General features: G+C 64.2%; 15 protein-coding genes. 5 read left to right on the forward strand and 10 right to left on the reverse strand.

Going from position 1 to position 16,328, the window contains the following annotated elements; genetic code table 11:
* The first annotated feature begins 24 nt into the window (after positions 1-24).
* Entirely contained in the window at positions 25-330 is a 306-nt protein-coding gene (locus tag ACSBOX_RS02475) for a putative quinol monooxygenase (RefSeq protein ID WP_442544645.1), read from the forward strand.
* Positions 331-503: 173 nt separating this feature from the next.
* On the forward strand, positions 504-1,451 hold the full coding sequence (locus ACSBOX_RS02480; protein ID WP_442544646.1) for a serine hydrolase: 948 nt from the start codon (positions 504-506) through the stop codon (positions 1,449-1,451).
* Positions 1,452-1,706: 255 nt separating this feature from the next.
* Here the strand turns inward: ACSBOX_RS02480 and ACSBOX_RS02485 are convergent, their stop codons facing one another.
* The gene (locus ACSBOX_RS02485; protein WP_442544647.1) at positions 1,707-2,513 is read right to left on the reverse strand and encodes a hypothetical protein; all 807 of its coding nucleotides are present in this window, start codon (positions 2,511-2,513) and stop codon (positions 1,707-1,709) included.
* A gap of 152 nt (positions 2,514-2,665) precedes the next feature.
* Between ACSBOX_RS02485 and ACSBOX_RS02490 the strand changes: the two genes are divergently transcribed.
* Together ACSBOX_RS02490 and ACSBOX_RS02495 are read left to right on the forward strand one after the other, a co-directional pair.
* Positions 2,666-3,865 (forward strand): allantoate amidohydrolase, encoded by a 1,200-nt coding sequence (locus tag ACSBOX_RS02490; protein WP_442544648.1) that lies wholly within the window; start codon positions 2,666-2,668, stop codon positions 3,863-3,865.
* On the forward strand, positions 3,862-5,268 hold the full coding sequence (locus ACSBOX_RS02495) for a formimidoylglutamate deiminase (RefSeq protein ID WP_442544649.1): 1,407 nt from the start codon (positions 3,862-3,864) through the stop codon (positions 5,266-5,268). Before ACSBOX_RS02490 ends, ACSBOX_RS02495 begins: the two co-directional genes overlap by 4 nt.
* 545 nt (positions 5,269-5,813) lie before the next feature.
* On the opposite strand, the gene ACSBOX_RS02500 is transcribed toward ACSBOX_RS02495, so the two are convergent.
* From ACSBOX_RS02500 to ACSBOX_RS02540, 9 genes are all read right to left on the reverse strand, one after another.
* Positions 5,814-6,773 carry a carbohydrate ABC transporter permease gene (locus ACSBOX_RS02500; RefSeq protein WP_442544650.1) on the reverse strand — a complete coding sequence of 320 codons (960 nt, stop codon included), beginning with the start codon at positions 6,771-6,773 and terminating at the stop codon, positions 5,814-5,816.
* A gap of 11 nt (positions 6,774-6,784) precedes the next feature.
* Entirely contained in the window at positions 6,785-7,741 is a 957-nt protein-coding gene (locus tag ACSBOX_RS02505; protein ID WP_442544651.1) for a carbohydrate ABC transporter permease, read from the reverse strand.
* Positions 7,742-7,763: 22 nt separating this feature from the next.
* A complete protein-coding gene (locus ACSBOX_RS02510; RefSeq protein ID WP_442544652.1) occupies positions 7,764-8,726 on the reverse strand; it encodes a phosphodiesterase in 963 nt (320 codons plus the stop codon).
* Positions 8,727-8,755: 29 nt separating this feature from the next.
* Positions 8,756-9,577, reverse strand: a complete 822-nt coding sequence (locus ACSBOX_RS02515; protein ID WP_442544653.1) for a tyrosine-protein phosphatase — start codon at positions 9,575-9,577, stop codon at positions 8,756-8,758.
* A gap of 31 nt (positions 9,578-9,608) precedes the next feature.
* The gene (locus ACSBOX_RS02520; protein ID WP_442544654.1) at positions 9,609-10,964 is read right to left on the reverse strand and encodes an ABC transporter substrate-binding protein; all 1,356 of its coding nucleotides are present in this window, start codon (positions 10,962-10,964) and stop codon (positions 9,609-9,611) included.
* 70 nt (positions 10,965-11,034) lie between these two features.
* Positions 11,035-12,186 (reverse strand): ABC transporter ATP-binding protein, encoded by a 1,152-nt coding sequence (locus ACSBOX_RS02525; protein ID WP_442544655.1) that lies wholly within the window; start codon positions 12,184-12,186, stop codon positions 11,035-11,037.
* A 161-nt stretch (positions 12,187-12,347) separates the two neighbouring features.
* Positions 12,348-13,238: a MurR/RpiR family transcriptional regulator gene (locus tag ACSBOX_RS02530; RefSeq protein ID WP_442544656.1), complete on the reverse strand. Its 891-nt coding sequence runs from the start codon at positions 13,236-13,238 to the stop codon at positions 12,348-12,350.
* A 92-nt stretch (positions 13,239-13,330) separates the two neighbouring features.
* Positions 13,331-13,804: a sensor histidine kinase gene (locus ACSBOX_RS02535; RefSeq protein ID WP_442544657.1), complete on the reverse strand. Its 474-nt coding sequence runs from the start codon at positions 13,802-13,804 to the stop codon at positions 13,331-13,333.
* 279 nt (positions 13,805-14,083) lie between these two features.
* On the reverse strand, positions 14,084-14,920 hold the full coding sequence (locus ACSBOX_RS02540; RefSeq protein WP_442544658.1) for an alpha/beta fold hydrolase: 837 nt from the start codon (positions 14,918-14,920) through the stop codon (positions 14,084-14,086).
* Between the two features lie 246 nt (positions 14,921-15,166).
* Between ACSBOX_RS02540 and ACSBOX_RS02545 the strand changes: the two genes are divergently transcribed.
* Positions 15,167-16,207, forward strand: coding sequence for an LLM class flavin-dependent oxidoreductase (locus ACSBOX_RS02545; protein WP_442544659.1), 1,041 nt, complete (start codon positions 15,167-15,169; stop codon positions 16,205-16,207).
* The last annotated feature ends 121 nt before the right edge of the window (positions 16,208-16,328 follow it).

The following is a 16,328-nucleotide window of genomic DNA, read 5'->3' on the forward strand; positions in this document are numbered from 1 at the left end:
GGCGGCATGAAGCACAATAGGCGCATGACCTTTGCAAACGTGGGAAGTCTCGGCACAAAACCCGGCCAGCGCGACGCCGTCGTCTCCATCCTGCTCACACCGAAACCCGAGCTCAGGGGCGCGGGTTGCCTTCTCTACGAGGTGGGCGTCAACGAAGAATCGCCCAACACGGTGTTTGTTTGCGAACTGTGGGAATCGGCAGAAGCGCACCAAGGATCGCTGCAACTGGACAGTGTCCGGGCCGCGATAGCCGAGGCAATGCCTCTGCTCTCCGGAGAGATGGGCGGCACCCGGTTCACGGTATTGGGCTCACCGATCCGCGACGCTTGATATTCACCCAGGCGACACGCGGCTGACGGACAGGGTTTTCATAGCTCGCACATAGCTGCAGTAGCTACGGTTGCTTCATTATGGAAGAGCAAGAGCCCCGTCGTCCCGGCCAAGGGTCCGGACGAAAGAGAAGCCGGTGGAACCAGTGGAGCCCACGCCGGCGTCGATCGGCCTTGCTGACAGCCTTCGCTGCCATTTTGGCGCTGACCCTGACGGCCACGGTCTACTCAGCAGCGCACGCGCGCCCCGCTTCCGATTTCGTTTCGGCCCCGACGGCACCCGCGGGTGACCTGGCGGCAGCGGCCCCGACGACGACGGCGGCTGCCCCGACGGCGGCGGCTCCCACGACAGCACCGGCTGCCCCAACTGCGCCGGCAACGGCTGCGGCTCCTACCTCGACGGCCGCTGCACCGGCCCCGGCGGCGGCAGGAACTGTGACGCCCGCGCTTGATGGCCAAATCAATGCGATCATCGACGCCAACAACGGGTACCAGATCGGCGTGGCCCTGATTGATCTGTCCGATGGTTCGACGCACCAATACGGGGTCCAGGATCCGTTCGAGGCAGCAAGCACAGCCAAGGTGCTGTCTGCTATTGCCTACTACCACCTCGTCGAAACAGGCGCAGCGTCGCTTGACGATCCTTTGGGGGACTACACCTCCGGCTTCCAAATCAAGGAAATGATCCAGGACAGCGACAACGACTCATGGTCCTTGATCATGGACACCATCGGTCACCCACAGTTGCAGGCCTACGCCACGTCAATCGGGATCAACTATGACCCGGAGAACAACACCCTGACCCCCGCCGAGATGGCCAGTATCATGGCTGGTCTCTACGACGGAAAGCTCCTGAACCAGCAGGACACGGCGCAGTTGCTGTCCTACATGCAGAACACCAACTACGAATCACTGATCCCCGCCGCAGTGCCGGCCGGAATCACCGTTTTCCACAAGTACGGACTGCTCGACGACGAACTCCACGATGCCAGCATCCTCACCAACGGGACCAAGAGCTATGCCTTCGTGGTCTACACCAAGGGCCAGGACGAGAGCGACATCCCGGCCCGCACCGACATCTTCCACCAGCTCACCCAGGCTGTGGTGGGCGGCCTGTTCTAAAGGGACCTGGGCTGCTTTTCAATACCACGACGCCGGCCGTGCAGTCAGACTGACTGTACGGCCGGCGTCGTTGTTCCCTTGGGCGCTGAGCGCCTGTCGCGATGTTCGCTTATACCTATATGCCTCCTTTACTCATGGGGTCGGGCCAATTTCCTATCAGTCGGTTATTGTCCTGCATGGTCTTCTCCTGACTAGACGTGTCCTGCGCTGGTGGCGCAGTTGGGTCGTGCCTGCCAAAGGACAGGAGCGGCCTGGTCAGTCGGGGGAAGATCCCGGATCGAATGCGGGTTCGGTTGAAGGCGTTTGCCTGAGATCGGGTATGGGACCGTGGCCGGGCGGCGGTGCCAGTGCGCGTTGTTCCGGCAGATCTGCCGCGCCAAAAGCGGAACCGCCCTCAGGACCCGACGCCGATCCGGCCTCATGTGGCGACGCAGCCGCGGGAGCCGGCGTGTCAGGCGGAGGTCCGCCCTGGACCGGGGATGCGCCTGACGTCGCGAATACGGCGACGGGCATGGGTACCACCGCGTCCGCCGTGAAGCCGGAGTTTCGGGTGTTCGCTTCCGATCGGGTCTGGACGGCGGCTGGCAAGGGACTCATGCAGACAGTCGCGGTGCCCGATTCAGCGTCCGTGCCGGATTCTGCGTTCGGGTGCGCGGCGGGGGCTGTCTGAACGGTTGGACCCTGATGCCGGATTGCCGCGATCACGCGCTGCGATCCCGGCACGGACTGCGGATCAGGTAAGGCCCGGAGTTCCCTGATCGTGTTCTTGACCGTGGAGGGCAGAGTGTCGATGGCTCCAACGACTGGCTTCACGGCGTGGTCCGATAGCTGATGGACCACGGTCCCGGGAACCGTGGCGATATGACTTGGGTTTGGAACCGCCGATGCGAGCTGGTTGATGAGCGGCCCTACGCGATCGGCGAGGGGAACCGGCGGCAGGGAAACCGACGCTGATGGCACAGCCGGGATCGCGGGCAGGACGTCAGCGGCTTGCGAAGGACCCGCGAGCCACAGCAACCATGCCAACGCGCCGAAAACGGCGAGAAGAACGGGGCGCAACACAGAAATTCCACGGCGCCCCAGAGACCCGGCCAAACACTCCACCTCCCCAGTGCGGTGTTTGCACACCAAGGTACGCCTGTCGTCGTCGGCAGTCCATAGGGGGTGGTGGCATCATGTGACGTGGTGGCCGTCTTCATCAATCGGAGGAACACGTGGAAACCGTCAATCAGCTCCTTGACTCAATCAAGGGCGTCGGGCGCGACGCGATGCGCGGGGGATACTCCAGGGCCGTCTACTCGACGCCCGAGATCGACCTCAGGCACTGGTTCATCGAACAAGCCCAACAACGCGGCCTCGGCGTCGAGACCGACCGGAACGGCATTATCTGGGCCTGGTGGGGAAATTCGCAGGACGGTGCGCTTGTTACCGGCAGCCACCTCGATTCCGTCCCGGGAGGGGGCGCCTTCGACGGGCCGCTCGGCGTCGCGTCCGCGCTCGCCGCCGTCGACATCCTCACAGCCCGAGGCGTTAAACCGGGACGTTCCCTCGCCATCACGGTCTTCCCGGAAGAAGAAGGATCCCGCTTTGGCGTGGCCTGCCTGGGCTCGCGGCTGCTGACCGGCGCCATCGACGTCGACAAGGCGCTGAAACTGCGCGACGTCGACGGCAACACGTTCGCCGACGTCGCCCGAAGCAATGGCCTGGATCCCCGGCACGTCGGACCCGATCCTGCTGGCATGGCGCGAATCGGCGACTTCGTTGAACTGCATGTGGAACAGGGAAAGGGGCTAGGCCAAGGCGGGCCGGCCATCGCCGTCGGAAGCTCCATCCTGGGCCATGGGCGCTGGAAACTGAGCGTCAGCGGCCAAGGCAACCACGCCGGGACCACTCTCATGGCCGACCGCGCCGACCCGATGGTCGCGGCCGCACAGATCGTCGTTGCCGTCCGCGACACCGCCGCGAAGCAGCCGGATGCGCGGGCCACGGTGGGGCGCTTGACCCCGGTTCCCGGCGGCACCAACGTGATCGCCTCCCGCGTCGATCTGTGGCTTGACGCCCGCCATCCCGACGACGCCGTAACGGCACAACTGATCGAATCGATCTACCGCGCGGCCCGGGAAATCGCGGCAGGCGAGGGATGCGCCGTTAGCCTCACCGAGGAGTCCTACAGCGACACCGTGCACTTCGATCCCGAGCTGAGCCGACGCATTGGCGAGCTCCTGCCCGGAGCGCCCGTGCTCGCGACCGGCGCCGGGCACGACGCCGGAGTCTTGGCTGGACATGTCCCCTCGGGGATGCTTTTCGTGCGCAACCCGAGCGGAATCTCGCATTCCCCCGAAGAATACGTGGCCGACGAGGATGCCTCAGCCGGCGCCGTTGCCCTCGCCGACGTTTTGGAGGGACTCTTGTGAGCGGATTCTGGTGTGAAGCCGCGCTTCTGAACGACGACGGCGGCGCTGTCGCGGGCGGCGCGGTTGTCGCGAGCGGCGCTGTCGACGGCGGTGCTGTCGCGAGCGGCGCGGTTGTCGCCGCCGGCGTGCGGCTGGAAGTGCTCGAGGGCCGCATCTCCCGGATCTCGACCGGCGTCGGGCCAGAAACGGGTGACCGGATATTGAACGGGGTGGTCTTTCCTGCAGCGGCCAACGCGCATTCGCATGCTTTTCACCGGATCCTGCGCGGACGGACGCATCACGGGCGCGGTGACTTCTGGGTTTGGCGGGAGCAAATGTACCGGAGCGCTGCGGAACTGACGCCGGAGAAATACGAGAAGCTCGCCACGGCGGTCTTCGCCGAAATGGTGGTCTCGGGTTTCAGCAGCGTGGCCGAGTTCCACTACGTGCACCACCAGACCGACGCAACGCCATACCCGGAACGGCACGCGATGGAACTGGCGTTGGCCAGGGCAGCCGTGGCGGCCGGGATCCGGTTGACCTTGTTGGACACCCTGTACCTCGCAGGAGGGATCGGGACGCCGCTCAGCCCGGAGCAGGCACGGTTCGGCGACGCCGATGCCCACGCCTGGTTGGACCGGCTCGGCTCACTGCGGGCCGAAATCGCGGGGACCTTTCCGCCCGAAATGGTCGGGGTGGGGGCCGCACTGCATTCCGTCCGAGGCGTGCCCGAAGAAGCGCTCAAGACCGTCGCACAGCAACTGCCCGGCGATATTCCGCTCCACATCCACCTCAGCGAACAACCGGCTGAGAACGAGGCCTGCCTGCAGGCCTATGGCGTCACGCCCGCCGGACTTCTTGCGCGGCACGGCCTGCTGTCCCGGAGGCTCTCCGCCGTCCACGCGACCCACCTGACGCCGGACGACATCCAACTCCTCGGCGACGCGGGGGCAACGGTGGTGATGTGTCCAAGCACTGAGGCCGATCTCGCCGACGGGATCGGGCCGGCACGCGCATTGTCCGACGCGGGCTCGACTATCGCCTTGGGCACCGACCAACACGCCGTGATCGATCCCTGGGTAGAAATGCGCACCTTGGAACACGGTGAACGCCTCGGCTCGGGCCAGCGGGGCAGGTTCTCACCCCAGGAACTGCTGCACGCGGCCACCATCGGCGCGACGTCTTCCATGGCCACGCCCATAGCATCGGCGCTGGAAGTCGGTGCGGTGTGCGACTTGATGGCCGTGGCTCCCGACTCGGCGCGGACAGCCGGCTCCATGCCCCAGCAGTTCGCGTTCAGCGCGACGGCAAGTGACGTCACCGCCGTCGTCATTGCCGGCGAACTGGTGGCTTCGAACGGTGTCCATGTGCGCCTCGGCGCCCCGGGGAGCCTCCTGACCGAGGCGTTGAAGGAGTTCTCCTAGGGCTTTCCTTGGGTGCCGCGCCCAGGTGTCACGCTGAGCAGGTTTTTGGAGGAGCCGCGGGCATCCGGGCCCGGAATTCCGGGGCGCCCCGATGCCGAAGCCACCAAAAGATTGCGTCGCGTGACAGTGGTCCTTGGTTCAACTCGCTCGCTCACTTTTGGGGTTGTTTTTCGGATCCCTCGCTCACATCTAGTGAGCGAGCGTCGGCCGAAATGGGCCTATAGGTGAGCGAGCGTCTGGGGTGAAGGTGTTCTCCTAGGGGCTTTCCTTGGGTGCAGCGCTCCGGGTGTCACGCTGAGCAGGTTTTTGGAGGAGCCCCAGGCATCCGGGCCCGGAATTCCGGGGCGCCCGGACTATGAAGCCACCAAAAGATTGCGTGGCGTGACAGTGGTCCTTGGTTCAAGACGCTCGCTCACTTTTGGGGTTGTTTTCCGGATCCCTCGCTCACATCTAGTGAGCGGGGGATTCCGAGAATGCCCATTTATGTGAGCGGGCGTCGGTCGAAATGGGCCTATATGTGAGCGAGCGTCTGGGGTGGGCGAGGGTTACTTCAACCCCGAGCGGACGAAGGCATCCACCACGTATCGCTGCAGGAAGATGTAGATCAGGAAGATCGGCAGGCACGCGAGCGAGGACGCTGCCATGATGGCTCCCCAGTTGTTGCCTTCGGCGCCAAGGAAGCCGCGGATGCCGACCTGGATGAGGGCATCGGACTTCTGCATGATCAGGGAAGGCCACAGATATTCGTTCCAGGCGCTGATGAACAACATGATGCCCAGGGCGGCCAGCGCCGGCCGCAGGTTCGGGACCACCACTTCCCACAGCGTCCTCCACGACGACCGTCCATCCATCTGGCTCGCATCCAGGAGGTCCTTGGGGAAGGCCTCGAGGTGCTGGCGCAGCATCATCACTGCGAAGGCCGAACACAATTGCGGGATGACGACGCCGGTGATGGTGTTGAGAAGGCCCATCTGGGACACCAGCAGGTAGTTGGGAATCATGGTGACCTGGAAAGGCACCAGCCACGACCCAACAAACAGCAGGTACAGGGCCTTCTTTCCGAGGAAGTCCCAGCGCGCGAAGCCGTAGGACGCCAAGATGGCCACGAGCAATTGGGACACTGCCAACGTCAGCGCCATGCCGAAGGTGTTCGCCAGCATGCCCGCAATGGGGATGGTCTTCAGGACGTACTGGAAATTCTCCAGGCTCAGCGGTCCCGGCAACGGATTGGTGGACAGGGCGTCCGACGACGGCCGGAAGGCCGTGACGAACATCCAGTAGATGGGGAAGATCGAGACGATCGCCAAAGCGATCAGCAAAACGTGGCTGGGCAGTGTCTTGAGAGACCCAAGCCGGAACGACCCAAGCCGAGACGAAGCAGGCCGCAGGCGTCCGCGCCGGGGGGCAGGCGCCGTCGTCGTCGGCCCTGAAACTTTCGCGGGCCCTGAAAGCGGAGTGTCCGAGGAACCAGGCTGGGCCGGCGGGGCGATGGTGATGAAGGCCATGGTGGTTCTTTCTAGTTGTCGTAGAAGCTGAGTCGCTCCGAGAGTTCCACGAAGACCAGGGCAATCAGCCCGAATCCGAGGAAGAAGAGCGTCCCCGCCGCGGAAGACAGGCCGGCGTCGAAGTTCCTGAAGCCGAACTGGTACAGCAGGTAGTAGATGTTGGTGGACGAGTTGCCCGGGCCGCCCTGCGTCACGAGGTCGATGATGGGATATGTCCACTGCGCGGACAGCAGGATGGTCATGAGCGAGAGGAACACCAGGCTCGGCGAGAGCAGCGGGATGATGATCCGCCACGTGATCTGCCTGCCGCTGGCGCCGTCAATCGACGCGGCGGCGGCGTAGTCCGGGCTGATGCCCGCGAGCCCGGCCGAAACCACCAGCACGCCGAAGCCGAGCATCTGCCAGCCGACGATCACGATGACCGCCATCATCGAACTGTCGGGATCGCGGAACACGTTGCCCATCGGCGCGCCCAATGCGGCGGCGATCGCGGGAATCGTTCCGCCTTCCGGAGCGAACAGCCACCGCCAAATCGCGCTGCTGGCGACGGGCGTGATGAGGAACGGAACGAAGATCAGGGCCTGGTAGGCCGTGCGTGCCTTGCCCTGGACCTTGCGCGAGAGCAGCGCGAACACGAGCGGCAAGGCAACGGAAATACCCAGGAACGCCAGGATGTACAAGCCGGTGTTGAGCAATGCTTGGTGCAGTTCGGGCAGGCTCAGGACCTTTGCGTATTTCTGTACGTCAACGTATTGCTTGGGCTTGGTGGGGATGAGGTTCCAGTCGTTGAAGGACAGGTTGACGGTCTGTCCCAGTGGCCAGTAGGTCCACACGAGAAGCAGGACGACGGCGGGCAGGATATAGAGGTAGGGGCTCAGGGCGCGGCGCTTGGGACGCCGATTGGCCGGGAGCCCCGCCGGGCCGGCAGGGGCGATGCCCGTTGCCGGCCCGGCGGTCTCGATGAACATTGTTGCGGCTTCCTTCCGGTGCCTAGCGAACGCTTTCGGCGAGTTCGCCGTCGGCCGTTTCGGCAGCGATGGAGGGCTCGACGTCGGACTCCTCACCGGGAGCGGTCATCGCGGCGGTCGCCTCTTCGAGGGTCATCCTCTCGAAGGCGGCCATCTGCTCAGCCGTGACGGAATACACCGTGGAGAACTCGCCGATCGGCACAACGGAGCTGAGCAGCTTGTCCTGGTAGAGGTGGATCAGGTTGAACGCCTGGGCGCCGTTCTGGCCGCGCATCGACTTCGGCGCGACGTTGAGGTCCTGCGTGTAGCACGTGGCCGAAGCAACCGTGACGGGAGCGCCGCCGAAGGTGCTGAAGGTGGAGTAGTGCAGGTGGCCGGCCAGGATGCCACGGACGTCGGTGCCTTCGATGACCGTCTCGAAGCGGCTCTGCTCACGGAGTTCGAACATGGCCATCATCTCCAGCGGGCTGGGAACCGGCGGGTGGTGCAGGGCGATGAGAGTGCCGTGCGGGGCCGGGGTGGCGAGGACATCGGACAGCCAAGCAAGCTGCTCGTCCGAGATCTCGCCGTGGTGCTTGCCGGGGACCGTGGAGTCCAGGGCGATGATGCGCAGGCCGTTGACGTCGTGGACCATGTCCACGGATTCCTCGCCGGCGTCGGAGTCGAGGAGGCCCGAACGGAAGGCCGTGCGGGCGTCGTGGTTGCCCATGACCCAGATGATCTTGGCACCGAGCTCCTCGGCCACAGGCTCCACGATGTTGCGGAGGCGGACGTAAGCGTCGGGGCGGCCGGTGTCGGCGAGGTCGCCGGTGAACACGAGTGCTTCGGGCTTGACCTGGGCCTTGACGAAGTCGCGGAACAGTTGGCGGAGGTTCTCGTCGCTGTCCACGCTGCCATGCAGGAGGTCGTTGTCGGCCACGAAATGGGTGTCGCTGATGTGCAGGATGAAGTGCTCGGGGGCCGGGTGCTGGAGTTCGGTGTTCATGATCTTGTCTCCTTGTAAGTGGGTGGTTCTTAGCGGATGGAGTTGGTGGTCAGGACGTCCCTGAGGCGTCCGAGGTCGGCGTCGCTGAAACCGTGTGCCCGGAGCAGGCCGGTGGCGCTGCCGTACATTTCGTCCACGAGGTCCAGCGTGGTTTCCAGGACGGTGGCGGGGCTCGCCGAGATGATTTCCCGGAGTTCCCCGCCGATGCCCGCAAGGCCAGGGTGGCTGGAGGCGGCGGCCATCATGGCCTCGCTCCATTCGCCGCGAAGATTTTCCTCGCTCGCTGTGTAGTCGAGGATCACCTGCTCGCGGTCCACGCCCGCGGCCAGGAGGGCCAGGGCAATCACGACGCCGGTGCGATCCTTGCCGGCGGTGCAGTGCACCAGGACAGGGTCCGTTCCGGAGTCGGCAATGAGGCGGACGGCATCGGCAAGGCGTTGGGCGTGGTTCTGGACCATGAGCCGGTAGATGTGCAAAAGGGTGGTGATCTCCGCGGTACCGGGGACGTTGCCCTCTTCGAAAATCGGGTTGTGCCTCGTCTCGACGGCGAGCCCGTCAAGGTTGCTGGGCGACTTCGCCAGCTCGGTGCGGTCTCGCAGGTCGATCACGAGGCGGATGCCGAGCTCGGAGAATTGCCGGCGTCCGGCGTCCGTCAGTCCGTGCAGCGCGTCCGAGCGATACAGCTTTCCTTCGCGGACGGTCCGCACGACGGCGGGATCACCGGGAGCGACGGCGGCATCGCCCGCCGCGGCGGCGGGATAGCCCGCCGTGCTCCTGAAGTTGTAGGTGCCCTCCACGGGATAGGGGCGGTTGCGGGTTCCGAAGACTGCGTCTTCGGCAGTGGTTGTCACAGGTGTTGTCCTTCCGGATGAGGCAGGGAGCTTAGGGGATCAGGTCCTGGGCGCGCTTCTGGGCGTCGGCCATGGTGGTTTTTGGGTCCTTGCCGTAGTAGACGACGTTCTCGACGGCCTTGCCGAGGATGTCGTCGATCTGCACGTAGCTGTTTCCGGGGTAGGAAACCCATGGCTGCAGGCGGTCAAGCTGGGCGAGGTTGGGAGCCAGGAGCGGGTTCTTCTGGGCCCAGTCGTAGAGCGAGCCGCCCGGAGCGGTGAGCGAGGTGCGCAGCGGCAGGTAGCCGATCTTGGTGGAGATCTGCTCGTAGGCGTGGTCACTGGTCATGAACTTGATCAATTCCCAGCCGGCGCGTTGCTTCGCGGGATCCTGTGAGAGGACGAACAGGGCCGATCCAGAGTTGGTGGGCACAGCGGGCTTGCTGCCGAAGGACGGCATGCCGGCGGCTTTGAGCTGCCAGCCACCCTTCGTGGCGGCGGACATGAACGATCCCTGCAGCGCCGAAGTGGTGAGGATGAAGGCGGTGTCGCCCTTCGCGAGGCCTTCGGATTGGGCGCTGCTGTCCGCGTTGCGCAGCACGCCGTCCTTCGTCAGCTGTGCGAGCTTCGTGACGGTGTCAACGGCTGCATCCGAGCCGAATCCGATGGTCTTGCGATCATCGGAGAGGACCTGGGCCCCGTTCGACTTGAAGATGCCCTGCATGCACCAGTTGCCGCCGATGCTCGCGCACGAGATGTCCAGGGACGGTTTCCCGGTCTTCGCGGATACGGCCTTTGCGGCTGCCTCCACCTTGTCCCAGGTGCTGAGGTCCGGGTTGGTGATTCCGGCGTCGGCCAGTTTGCTGGCGTTGTAGAAGAGGACAGGGGTGGAGAAGACGTAGGGAATTCCGTAGGTCTTGCCGTTCCAGTCGGCCAGGTGCTTGGCGTTGGGGTGGAAGGGGTGTGCGCCGCCGAGCGCGTCGTCGACGGCTTTCTGGCCGACGAGGTCGCTGATGGGCTGGGCGCCGAGCTGGGTGGCGGCGAAGTCCAGGGAATCGAAGGTCAGCTGCGCGACGTCGGGCGCGTGGCCGGCAAGGAGCTGCGTCTGGACGCTGCTGACAGTGTTGGACCCGACGGCGCCGCCGCCTTGCGGTGCCTGTGCGGTGACGTGGATGTTCGGGTGGGCCTTTTCGAAGTCGGCGACGAGGCCTTTGACGGTATCGGTCCAGACGCCGGCCTGGGCCAGGTTGTAGCTTTCGAAGGTGATGTTGACTTGCTGGTCTGCTGTGAGCTCAGGGATGACCTGGTTGCTCACGGTGCTGGCCTGCGAGGTGCCGGAACAGCCAGCGAGGGCCAATGCGGCCGTGCCGGCGGCGATGGTCAGTGCAATTGAACGGAGAGCGCGCACAATATTTCCTTGATTGCTGGGTTGGGTGGGTACTGCTGGTTCCGGGTTGGGGCCGGAGTGTGGGGGGGAGTTAGACCGATGCGGTGGGCTGGGCCGCGCTGGCAGCGGAGGAATGCTTCGCGTCTGCCTGCCATTCGAGGCGCCGGCCGCTTGTCCGGTCAAAGAGGTGGAGGTTCTTGGCGTCGGCACTGAGTACGACGGCGTTGCCCGGTTCCCAGTGCTGGCCCCGCGGAGCGCGGACTGCCACGCGGTTACCGCCGACCCGGCAGTAGATGACTTGTTCGCTGCCGAGGTTTTCGGCCAGGTCAACGATGCCCCGAAGGGCTGCGCCGGAACTCGGCGCGGCTGCGGAAGAACCGGGTGCGTGGATGCTCAAGTGTTCAGGGCGGATGCCCAGCACCACGTCCCGCTGCGGTGTTTCCCCGTCCCACAGCACGGCTTCGACAGAAGGCGCCATGACGGTGATGGAGCCGTTGCTGGTGGAAAGTTCGGCATCGATCAGGTTGGTGGCCGGGGAACCCAGGAAGCCTGCGGCGAACACGGATGCCGGCTTGTCGTAGAGCTCTTCCGGGGTGCCGAGTTGCTCGAGTTGGCCCCCGTTGAGCAGTGCGATCTTGGTTGCCATGGTCATGGCTTCCACCTGGTCGTGCGTGACGTAGATGAACGTGGCACCGAGGCGCTTGTGCAATCCGGCAAGCTCCTGCCGGGTTGCGGTGCGGAGCTTGGCATCCAGGTTGGACAGGGGTTCGTCCATGAGGAAGGCCTTGGGCTCGCGCACCAAAGCGCGGGCCACAGCAACGCGTTGGCGCTGGCCGCCGGACAGTTCCTTGGGCTTGCGGTCCAGCAGGTGGCCGATCTCCACCATGTCGGCCACGGCTTCCACGCGTTTCTTGACTTCCTGCTTGTCGGTCCGCCGCACGTGGAGCGGGAAGGCAAGGTTTTTCGCGACGCTGAGGTGCGGGTACAGGGCGTAGCTCTGGAACACCATCGCCAAATCGCGTTTCTTGGATGGAGCGGCGGTGATGTCCGTTCCGTCCAGTTCGAGCGAGCCCGACGTCGGTTCCAACAGGCCCGCGATCATGCGGAGCAGGGTGGTCTTGCCGCAGCCGCTGGGGCCGAGCAGGACCAGGAAATCACCATCTTCGACGGTGAGGGATACGTTCTTTACCGCTGCCACGTTCTTGAATGAACGCGACAACTGGTTGAGCACAAGTCGGCCCACGAGCACCTCCGGGGGAAACGATGTTTCCTAAATCGAATTATTTAGGAAACGTCTTACCCTTGAAGGGTGGGGCTCGATTATTAACGGTCGGTGCGCGGTCGGTGAACTCCCCGTGCGCGGACAGGAAACAGTTGAAACTGTCCGCGTTTCGCTCCCAAAAGCTACTCCGGGTTTTCCACCATGTGGAGGACTTCTTCGAACACGGCGGAACGGGCGCGCTCAACCTCGGGAGAACCCGCGGTTACCGCGGCGTGCAAGGCGGACAGCACCAGCATCTGGACGATATTCCCAATAGGTAGCTGGTCGTTCCACGCATGGAATTCCGCCCCGGCCACGAGTGTGTGGGTCGAGAGATCGGCAAGCTCGGACTTCGCGTAGCTGGTCACCCCGATCACGGTTGCCTTGCGTTCAGCCGCGATCCGCGCCGAGCCAATGGTGAAGGAGTTCATGCCGCTGTCGCTCACGGCGATGCAGACGTCGCCCGTCGAGAGGAGCTTGGCCGAGATGTGCTGCGAAACAATGTCTGAGGGCGCCTCGCATTGCACGCCGGCGGACAGGAACCGCAGGGCGAGGGATTGTGCCGGTGCGAGCGACGCGCCGTTGGCCACCACCAGCAGCCGTCCACCCTGGCGGATCGCCTTCACCGCGGCGTCGAATGCCTCGAAGTCCAAAGAACCCAAAGCTCCGCGGATGTCCTGGGACGCCCGGGAAAAGATCCCCGAGACCAAGTGCTCCGAGGACCCCGGTTCACCGGTTGCCCCCGACTCTTCCTGCTGGATGCTGTCCCGTGCCGCCGCGCCCAGATCGCGCAGCAGGACTTGGCGCAAGTGCTGGAATCCGTCGAAGCCCATGCTCTTGCACGCCCGCACGATCGTTGCCGGCGATGTCCCTGTCTGGGTGACCAGGTCCGCCACCGACATCCTGGCCACGGTTTCGGGGGAATCAAGGCATAACTGCGCCACGCGCTGTTCGCTGCGGGCCAGCGACGGGAAAATCGACTTGATGTGCGCGCGGGAACCGCCCAGGGGCGGTTCGGATTTGTACGGGGTCATTCGCCTTTCATACCAGATTCACTTGAATAGGGAACCAGCGGCGCCGAAACCGACGACGGCGGGTGCCTGCCGCCGTCGGGCACCGAGACGTATCAGTCGAGCGGCAGGGTGACGGTGACGCAGGTTCCGTTGCCTGGGCTGGAGGCGACGGAGACCTCGCCGCCCACTTCGCTGACGGCGATCGACATGAGGCGGAGCCCGAATCCGTGGTGTGGACCGGCGGGTGTTGCCTGGCTGTCGAAGCCGGCGCCGTTGTCTGTGATTGTCAGCCGGATCCCGTGGTAGACCGCGGCGAGCCGGACGGTGACGTCGTGGGCATGCGCATACTTGAACGCATTGCTGAGCACTTCTTTGGCTGCCTGGTAGAGCAAGGACGCGGAGCCGGACGAGATTTCGACGCCGTGGTGCGGCGTCTCCCAGTGGACCTCGGTGCCTTGGCGGCGGAGCGGAGCGGCCAAGCGGTCGATGCAGCCCGCGAGCCCCAAAGCGTGGAAGTCAACGGGTTGCTGATCGGTGATCACGCCATTGATAGCGGTGACTTCGTCCAGGGCTGTTGTTGTCTTCATGGCCGGTCCTGCTCCCCTTGCAGCTTTGGTGCTTTCGCCGGCGAATGGGTTCCGCCTGGGCTTGCATTAAGACTGGACCAGAGGCGTTAAGGTTCCCGCGATATTCAGTTAGTTTCGTCCTAATTTCTTGTCAGGAATTTTCAATGGTGCCCGGGACTTCGTGCCGACGGGGTGCCGAACCCATTTGGCACCCCGAAAGGACCGGCGCACCCCGTGTTACAGGTGCGCCGGTCCTTTGGTGGTGCGCCAATTGGTGAGGTCCTTCTACGACGTGAGCCGCTACTTCGCGAGGAAGCCGAGCAAGGCCTGGTTGACCTCGGCGCCGTGCGTCCACAGCAAGCCGTGCGGGGCGCCGTCGATCTCCACATACTGGGCGCCGGGGAGCGCTTCGGCGAACCTGCGGCCGGTGACGTCGATGGGGAGGATGTTGTCCGCGGTGCCGTGCACGATCAAGGCGGGCACGTCGATCTTGGGGATGTCGGCCCTGAAATCGGTGAGCCACGTGGGCTGCGCAGCCACCGAGGCGAAGGCACCTGAATGGGCGGCCAGGTTCCAGCTGGAGGCGACTGCTTCGTGGCTTAAGCGGTGCGTTCCGAGGAAGGTGGAAGCGTTGTAGAAGTTGTTGAAGAATTCGGTGAAGAAGGCGTAGCGATCGGAAATGACGGCTTCGGAAAGTCCGTCGAACACGGACTGCGGAACGCCTCCGGGGTTGTCCGCGGTCTGCAGGAGGAACGGTTCCAAGGACGCCAGGAACACGGCCTTGGCCACCCTGGCCGAGCCGTACGTGCCAAGGTAGCGGGCAACTTCTCCGGTCCCCATCGAGAAGCCCACGAGGACGGCGTCGTTGACATCGAGGGTGTTCAACAGGGTGTGGAGGTCCGCGGCGAAGGTGTCATAGTCGTAGCCCACGGTCGGCTTGCTGGACTTGCCGAAGCCACGGCGGTCGTAGGTGATGACGCGGTAGCCGGCGTTGAGCAGCGCGGCGGTCTGCTTCTCCCAGGACGAACCATCCAGGGGATAGCCGTGGATAAGGACCACTGCCTGGCCGGTCCCGTGGTCCTCGTAGTAGATCTCGATCCCGGTGCTGTTTTCATTTCCGACGGTGATGTAAGCCATGACTACGGTCCTTTCGTAGCGGATCTTGCCGAGCGGTTCCAGCCTACTGTCCGGGTACGACGGCGGCACGCCCCTTTCCTGGGGATACTGGGACGCTCGCTCACGTTTGGCCCCAAATCGGCGGACGCTCGCTCACGTTTGGCCCCAAATCGGCGGACGCTCGCTCACGTTTGTGGGGGTTGCGCCGGACGCTCGCTCACTAACAGCCTCGGGAATGAATCCAAATACTTGAACGTTCAATTAATTATGGATTTTGGAATCTTCACTTTCGGTGAACTATCTCGTGACATCAGGACCGGAGTCTCCCTGTCACCGCAGCAGCGGGTCAACGACATCATTGAGCTGGCGAAGCTTGCCGAGCAGGCAGGGCTTTCGTCCCTGAGCCTGGGGGAGCACCATCGGCACGATTTCGCCCTCTCGGCCCCGGAAATGGTGCTCGCGGCCATCGCTCGGGAAACCACTAACCTTCGGCTGGGCACCGCCGTCACGGTTTTATCCACCCAGGACCCTGTCCGGTTGTTTGAGCAGTTCTCCACGTTGGATCTTATTTCGGGTGGGCGGGCAGAGATCATCGCCGGCCGTGGCGCCTTTGTGGAGTCTTACTCCTTGTTTGGCCACAGATTGGAGGACTATGACGAGCTGTTCGAGGAGAAGCTGAACATGCTGCTCGCGTTGCGTGACAACGACAACCTCCGCTGGGACGGGAATCTGACCCAAACCGTCTCCGGGATGGACATAGCGCCCCGCCCGATTCAGGAAAAGTTGCCCATCTGGGTGGGCGTGGGCGGTACTCCACAGAGTTTCGTCAGGGCGGGGCGGTTGGGCCTGCCGTTGTTTATCGCTTTGTTGTCCGGTCCGGCCCGGTTCCGCCGGCTCGTGGAACTGTACCGGGAGTCCGCTGAAAACGCGGGACACGACGCTGCCGCCCTGCCAGTCGGTGCTGGTGGTCATTTCTACGTGGCGCCGACGTCGCAGCAAGCCCGGGATACCTTCTACCCCTACTATCGCGCCTACTTTGAGCAGAACATGCCCCGGCCAGTTGACCATTTCCCGCGAAACACCTTCGATGAATGGACCGAACCTGGCGGCGGCTTGCTTGTGGGAAGCCCTCAACAGGTCGTCGAAAAGATACTGGAAATCCATAGCGTCCTCGGTAACACGCGGTATCTGGCTCAGGTCGGTCTCGGCGGTTTGCCGTTCGCTGAGACAGCGCGGTCCATCGAGCTTCTGGCTACCGAAATCATTCCTGCGGTGAATCGCGAGATCGGTGTCGCTCTTACGCGGTAAAGCCCACGATCTGAGCGAGGGTTGGGGAATAGTGCCCGATAGGTGAGCGAGCGTTGGGGGAAATGGCCCTTGTTTCTGAGCGAGGGTTGCACCTGATGACCCGCCACGCTTCGCCCTGAGG

Source organism: Arthrobacter sp. KN11-1C, assembly GCF_052180225.1.
Lineage (GTDB): Bacteria > Actinomycetota > Actinomycetes > Actinomycetales > Micrococcaceae > Arthrobacter.